A 6,487-nucleotide genomic window follows, 5' to 3' on the forward strand; every position below is an offset into this window, starting at 1 on the left:
GGCCTGATCGGTTGCGAATTGCTTTGCCATGGCAGCCTCGCGAGATACTCGTGCTGCCCCCATGTCTTTCGTCCATGCAGCGCGGTAGATCAGGAGTGCAGAGGCATCAATGTCGATTGCCATTTCCGCCAGATGGCCTTGCACCATCTGCATATCGGCCAGCACGCCATCCCCCAGTTTGCGGGTTGTTGCGCGTGTTACGGCTTCTTCCAATGCACGGCGGGCAAAGCCTAAAGCAGCAGCGCCGACGGTGCAGCGGAAGACATCCAGAACCGACATTGAAATCTTAAAGCCTTCTCCGGCTCCCCCAATGCGGTTTGTTGCTGGAATGCGCAGTTGTTTGAAACCCAGCCGAGCCAGAGGATGAGGTGCCATCACATCCAACCGTTCTTCAACGGTTAAGCCCGGTGTATCCGCCGGTACTATGAAGGCGCTGATGCCTTTGGCACCCTGTGCTTCGCCCGTCCTTGCGAAGACAACGTAAAGGCCTGCAATGCCGCCGTTGGAGATCCAGGTCTTTTCGCCATTGAGCACATAGTCATCGCCATCGCGGATGGCGGAAAGTTCAATGTTTGCAACGTCTGAACCGGAGTCTGGTTCTGTTAGTGCAAACGCAGAGAGTGTCTGGCCTGCTCTGGTTTTATTGAGCCACAGCTGTTGTTCTGGCGTGCCAAACAGGCTGATGGCGCCTGTTCCCAGACCCTGCATGGCGAAGGCGAAGTCCCCCAGACCGTCGTGACGGGCCAGTGTTTCGCGCATGATGCACAGGCTACGGACATCCAGCGGTTTGGGATCAGCCGGATCAACAGCAGTGAGCTTCAGGAAACCAGCGGTACCAAGATCATTAACGAGTTTGATACAGGCAGCATCTGTGTCAGAGTGGTCAGCTGGAAGGTTTTCGCAGCACCAGTTTTCTATGGCTTCGGCCAGCTCTCGGTGTTTTTCTTCAAAAAACGGCCATGTGAGGAAGGTGGTGTCAGCCATTTATGCCCCCTCAAAGACCGGTTTTTCTTTTGCAACAAAAGCTTTGTAGGCGGTTTCGAAGTCTTTGGTCTGCATGCAGATGGCCTGCGCCTGTGCTTCAGCTTCAATCGCTTGATCCAGACCCATGTTCCATTCCTGATTGAGCTGGGTCTTGGTGATACCGTGCGCGAAATTCGGCCCTGCGGTGATGCGTTGTGCCATGCGAATAGCATCGGCCTCGAGTGCTTCTGTGGTGGACATGGAGTTGAAGTAGCCCCAAGTGTAGCCCTCTTCAGCGCTCATGGACCGGCCAGTGTAGAGCAGCTCTGCAGCGCGTCCCTGCCCGATGATACGTGGGAGAATGGCACACGCGCCCATGTCACAGCCTGCAAGACCGACGCGGGTGAATAGGAAGGCTGTTTTGGCGTCTGGTGTACCAATGCGCAGGTCTGATGCCATGGCCATGATTGCCCCAGCACCAACGCTGATACCGTCTACGGCTGAAATGATCGGCTTAGCGCAGTTGATCATGGCTTTGACCAGATCACCCGTCATACGCGTGAACTTCAGCAGGTCTTTCATGTCCATTGCAACAAGCGGACCGATGATGTCGTGGACGTCTCCACCTGAGCAGTAGTTGCCTTCGTTGGAGGCGATTACAACGCCATTAACGTCATCTGCATAGACGAGATCGCGGAATGTATCGCGCAGCTCGGCATAGCTTTCAAAGGTCAGCGGGTTTTTGCGGTCCGGGCGGTCCAGTTGGATGACTGCGACATCGCCTTCCATGCGCCAAATGAAGTGCTTTGGCTGCAAATTCGCCATTTTGTAGGTTGTCAGCATTATCGGGCCTCCCCCTCCCAATCGCTTGCAAATACCTTCAGTGTGTCAGCAAGGGTTTCTGCTTCATCGGGAGAAAAGTGAGAGAGCAACTCATTGATCCACTCGCGGTGGCTTGCTGCCATTTGCTCAAAATTCTCACGACCTTCTTTGGTGAGCAGAACCACAGAGGTTCTCCGGTCTCCGTCTCTCAAGGTGCGCTGAACCAGTCCGTCCGTGGTCAGGCGATCTATGAGGCCGGTGACGTTGCCGTTGGATACCATCAGGTATTTGGAGAGCTGTGACATGAGCATGCCCTCTGGCTCCCGGTAAAGTGCTGCCATCACGTCAAAGCGTGGCAGGGTCACATTGTATGTTGTCCGCAGCCGCTCTCTCAGTTCGCCTTCAATCGCACGAGAGGCACGGAGCAATCTCAACCAGAGGCGAACGCGGGACTTGTCGTCGGTTGCTCTGTCAGCTTTGAGCATTTCCTGTGAGGCTGTCATTGGGTCTCGCCTCCTGATACTGAAATAGCTTGTCCTGTCACTGAGCGGGCGCCATCTCCGATGAGCCATGCCACTGTGGTGGCGACTTCGTCCGGTTGGATGAAGCGTTGCTGTGGGTTGTCCTTGTAAAGAGCGGCCCGTGCCTGCTCTTCGTTCATTCCGGTTTTTTGCATGATGTTTTCGATCGAGCGTTGCAGCATTGGGGTCTCTGTGAATCCTGGACACACAGCATTGACCGTAAATGGCTTGCTGGCAAGTTCGAGTGCCAGTGATCTGACCATACCGATGACACCATGTTTGGCTGCGGCGTAGTGAGACACATAGGAATAACCGCGCAACCCCGCTGTTGAGGCGATGGCGATCAAACGCCCATACTCCTGCCCTTTCAGGCATTCCAGTCCTTTTTGGAAGGTCAGGAATGTACCTGTCAGGTTGATGTCAAGCATGCGCTGGAAGTCTTCCCGTTCGATCTTTCCAAAAGATGCAGATTCTGCGGCACCCGCATTGGCAATCACGATGTTGACTGGTCCGCTTGCTTCAGCCGCCTTTTCAAACATCTGCCCAACGGACACTTCACCGGTAATGTCTGCTGTAACAGCGCTGATGCGGCTGTTGGCACTTGCGACCAGGTCAAGCGGCTCGCGTCTGCGCCCAGCAATGGTGACGTTGATGCCAGCCCCCGCGAGGTGGCGGGCTATTTCAGCCCCAACGCCTGTCCCGCCACCTGTTATGAGTGCATGCTTTTCCAAACCGTTCTTCCTCACACGCGAACTTTCATGGTCTCGGCGCGCTCTGCCAGACGGTACAGCTGGTCACGGCCAGCATGATATGGTTCTGGCCAGTACACACCTTTGTCGCCCAGTTCAGCAGCCGCGTGCAGGGTCCAGTACGGATCGGACAGATGCGGACGAGCAAGACATACAAGATCTGCGCGACCAGCCATCAGGATTGAGTTCACATGATCTGGCTCGTAGATGTTGCCGACAGCCATGGTTTTCATACCGGCGTCGTTGCGGATGCGGTCTGAGAACGGCACCTGGAACATACGGCCATAAACCGGTTGTGCGCGAGTGCTGGTCTGACCTGCGGAGACATCGCAGATATCAACGTCAGCTGCGTCCAACATGCGGGCGATCTCAACGGCTTCTTCTGGTGTGAGGCCCTCGTCTTCCACCCAGTCCGTTGCAGAGATACGCACGGACATCGGTTTGTCCTGAGGCCATGCTTCGCGTACTACTTTGATGACTTCCAACGGGTATCTCATGCGGCTTTCAAGCGATCCGCCATACTCGTCTTCACGCTTGTTGGTGAGTGGTGAGATGAAGGAGGACAGAAGATAACCGTGGGCGCAGTGGACTTCGACCATGTCAAAACCAGATGCATCTGCCATCTTCACCGCGTTCACGAACTCTGCCTTGACGCGGTCCATGTCTGCCCGGTCCATTTGCTTTGGTGTCTGGTTGCGTTCAGTCCAAGCGATTGGAGAGGCGGCAAGAAGCGGCCAATTGCCGTTGTTCAACGGCGCGTCCATCTCTTCCCAACCAACTTGCGTTGAACCTTTTGGACCGGCATGGCCAAGCTGGCAGCAGATCTTTGCATTGCTGTGTTCATGTACAAAATTAGTGATGCGCTTCCATGCCGTTTGATGTTCTGGTGCGTAAAGACCCGGGCAGCCTAGTGTGATGCGGCCATCTGCGCTGACACAGGTCATCTCAACAACAACCATCCCTGCTCCACCTTTGGCGCGTTCGCCATAGTGGGCCAGATGCCAGTCCGAGACTGTTCCATCTTCTGCTTTGTACTGGGCCATAGGAGAGACAACCACGCGGTTGTTCAGTTCCATCTCGCGAAGTTTGAACGGTGCGAACATTGGCGGACGTGGAGCATTGTCAGTGTCCGACACTCCGGCTTGATTTTGGAACCAGCCTTCTGCAGTTCCCAGCCACTCAGCATCGCGCTCACGCAGGTTCTCATGGGAGATGCGCTGGGAGCGTGTCAGGAGTGAATAATTGAACTGAACTGGATCGAGATGCAGGTAGCGTTCGACGTTTTCAAACCATTCCAGTGAGTTACGGGCAGCGGACTGGAGCTTCAGAACTTCCAAACGGCGCTCGTCCTCGTATTTCTGGAAGGCGCTTTGAATGGAGTTTTCGCTGTGCAGGTAATCTGCCAGTGCAATGGCGCTCTCCATGGCAAGCTTGGACCCTGATCCGATAGAAAAGTGTGCAGTTGCAGAGGCATCGCCCATGAGAACGAGGTTTTCGTGGGACCATTTCTCGCAGAGCACGCGTGGGAAGTTGATCCATGCAGAACCACGGATGTGGTTTGCGTTGGTCATCAGTTCATTGCCGCCAAGATGCTTTTCGAAGATCTTCTCACAAGTCCGGCAAGACTCGGCCTGGCTCATGTCGGCAAAGCCAAATGCTTCGTATGTCTTTTCCGTACATTCCACGATGAAAGTCGCGGTGTCATCATCGAACTGGTAAGCGTGCGCCCAGATCCAGCCGTGTTCTGTTTCTTCAAAAATGAAGGTGAAGGCATCATCGAATTTCTGGTGGGTGCCGAGCCAGACGAACTTGCATTTGCGGGTGTCGATGTCTGGCCTAAAATACTCGGCAAACTCGGTGCGGCTGGTGGAGTTTAGGCCATCTGCAGCAACAACGAGGTCGTAATCACCCATGAACTCTTTAGCGCTGGTGTAATTGCGCTCAAATTCCATGTTTACGCCAAGCTCTTTAGCCCGGTCTTGTAGCAGCAGAAGCAACTGCTTGCGGCCAATACCGCAGAAGCCGTGACCGCTGGAGACGTGGCATGTATCTCGGTAATGAACTGCGATGTCATCCCAGTAAGCAAAATGCGCGCGGATGGCTTCAGCGCTTTTCTCGTCGTTGACCTTGAAGTTGTCCAATGTCTCATCTGAAAGAACAACACCCCAACCGAAGGTGTCGTCAAACTTATTTCGCTCGATGACTGTGACCTCATGCTGAGGATCTCGCAGCTTCATGCTGATTGCGAAATAAAGACCTGCCGGGCCGCCTCCAAGGCATGCGACTTTCATTGCTCTCTCCCCCTTAGGCTGCAAGTGCCTAATTCCAACTTGAGATAAGCGTGACAGGTTTTTTAAATTATTTCAAACATAAAATATCTAAGTATAAAATATACAAAAAGCGTCCTATTATCAGTCTAACATGCTGTATTTTATATGCTTATTTTTGGTTTGTAGCGAGCTGCCATATATCGGCAGAGAAATATATTTATCACGCACGCGTCACTGATATATCTATATCAGCATGAAACGTGGAGGTCTGGCAAGCATTGATTCTGTGTAGGTATCATAAAAAATGCGACGGCTTCAGACCGTCGCATGTGCTGGAAATTTGATTTCCTGACCATCAAAGGCAGGTGAAACACCTTCTGGAAGGTCTGTCCGCAAGCGCTGATAATCCAGATCGCAATGCAAATTGGTGAGGATGCTCTTGGCAGGTTTCATCCTCTCAATCCACTCCAATGCATCATTAACGCAGAAGTGGCTTTGATGTGGCTTCTGACGTAGTGCGTCTACAATCCATGTATCCAGGCCCTTCAATGCATGAAAGCTGCTTTCCGGGATGTCGTTGACGTCTGGCGTGTATGCCAGATCCTGAAAGCGAAAGCCCAGTGCATCAATGTCGCCATGATGGACAAGAAATGGTAGCGCAGTGATCGGCCCCCCTGCACCATCGATGGTGACCGGAGTGCCATTCGTCAGGCGGTTTTCGCTCAGGATTGGCGGATAACCAGAACCTGGCGGCGTGACAAAGCAGTAGTCGAAGGCAGATCGGACGCGCTTTGAGGTGAACTCATCCATGAAAACGGGCACTTTGGCACGCTGCATGAGTGCGAAGAAGCGCAGATCATCTATGCCATGCAAGTGGTCTGCATGGGCATGGGTATAAAGTACTGCGTCCACGTGTGTGACACCGGCTGCCAGCATCTGCTCACGCAAGTCCGGGCCGGTATCCACAATTATGGTCGTCGTGCCATTTTCAGAGAACCGCTGAACCAGCAGAGCACATCTACGGCGGCGGTTTTTCGGTTCATTGGGATCACATTCGCCCCAATCTCCACCAATCCTTGGTACGCCGGTAGATGAGCCGCAGCCCAGAATAGTGACCTTAAAATTGCTGGTCATCGGTCCTCTCAAAATACAATGGCAACAC

At 53.5% G+C, this 6,487-nt stretch carries 6 protein-coding genes; all 6 read right to left on the reverse strand.

Going from position 1 to position 6,487, the window contains the following annotated elements; translation table 11 throughout:
* On the reverse strand, window positions 1-984 hold a 984-nt coding region (locus tag PPL9_RS17405; RefSeq protein WP_057463889.1), incomplete at its 3' end, for an acyl-CoA dehydrogenase family protein.
* Window positions 985-1,806 carry an enoyl-CoA hydratase family protein gene (locus PPL9_RS17410; RefSeq protein WP_082596940.1) on the reverse strand — a complete coding sequence of 274 codons (822 nt, stop codon included), beginning with the start codon at window positions 1,804-1,806 and terminating at the stop codon, window positions 985-987.
* Window positions 1,806-2,288 carry a MarR family transcriptional regulator gene (locus tag PPL9_RS17415; protein ID WP_057463890.1) on the reverse strand — a complete coding sequence of 161 codons (483 nt, stop codon included), beginning with the start codon at window positions 2,286-2,288 and terminating at the stop codon, window positions 1,806-1,808. The genes PPL9_RS17410 and PPL9_RS17415 overlap by 1 nt, the downstream gene beginning before the upstream one ends.
* The gene (locus PPL9_RS17420) at window positions 2,285-3,037 is read right to left on the reverse strand and encodes an SDR family oxidoreductase (RefSeq protein ID WP_057463891.1); all 753 of its coding nucleotides are present in this window, start codon (window positions 3,035-3,037) and stop codon (window positions 2,285-2,287) included. The genes PPL9_RS17415 and PPL9_RS17420 overlap by 4 nt, the downstream gene beginning before the upstream one ends.
* A gap of 11 nt (window positions 3,038-3,048) precedes the next feature.
* Window positions 3,049-5,346, reverse strand: a complete 2,298-nt coding sequence (locus PPL9_RS17425) for a bifunctional salicylyl-CoA 5-hydroxylase/oxidoreductase (protein WP_057463892.1) — start codon at window positions 5,344-5,346, stop codon at window positions 3,049-3,051.
* A 294-nt stretch (window positions 5,347-5,640) separates the two neighbouring features.
* The gene (locus PPL9_RS17430; protein ID WP_057463893.1) at window positions 5,641-6,459 is read right to left on the reverse strand and encodes an MBL fold metallo-hydrolase; all 819 of its coding nucleotides are present in this window, start codon (window positions 6,457-6,459) and stop codon (window positions 5,641-5,643) included.
* Between the last annotated feature and the right edge of the window lie 28 nt (window positions 6,460-6,487).

It is taken from the genome of Pseudovibrio sp. POLY-S9 (assembly GCF_001431305.1).
Lineage (GTDB): Bacteria > Pseudomonadota > Alphaproteobacteria > Rhizobiales > Stappiaceae > Pseudovibrio.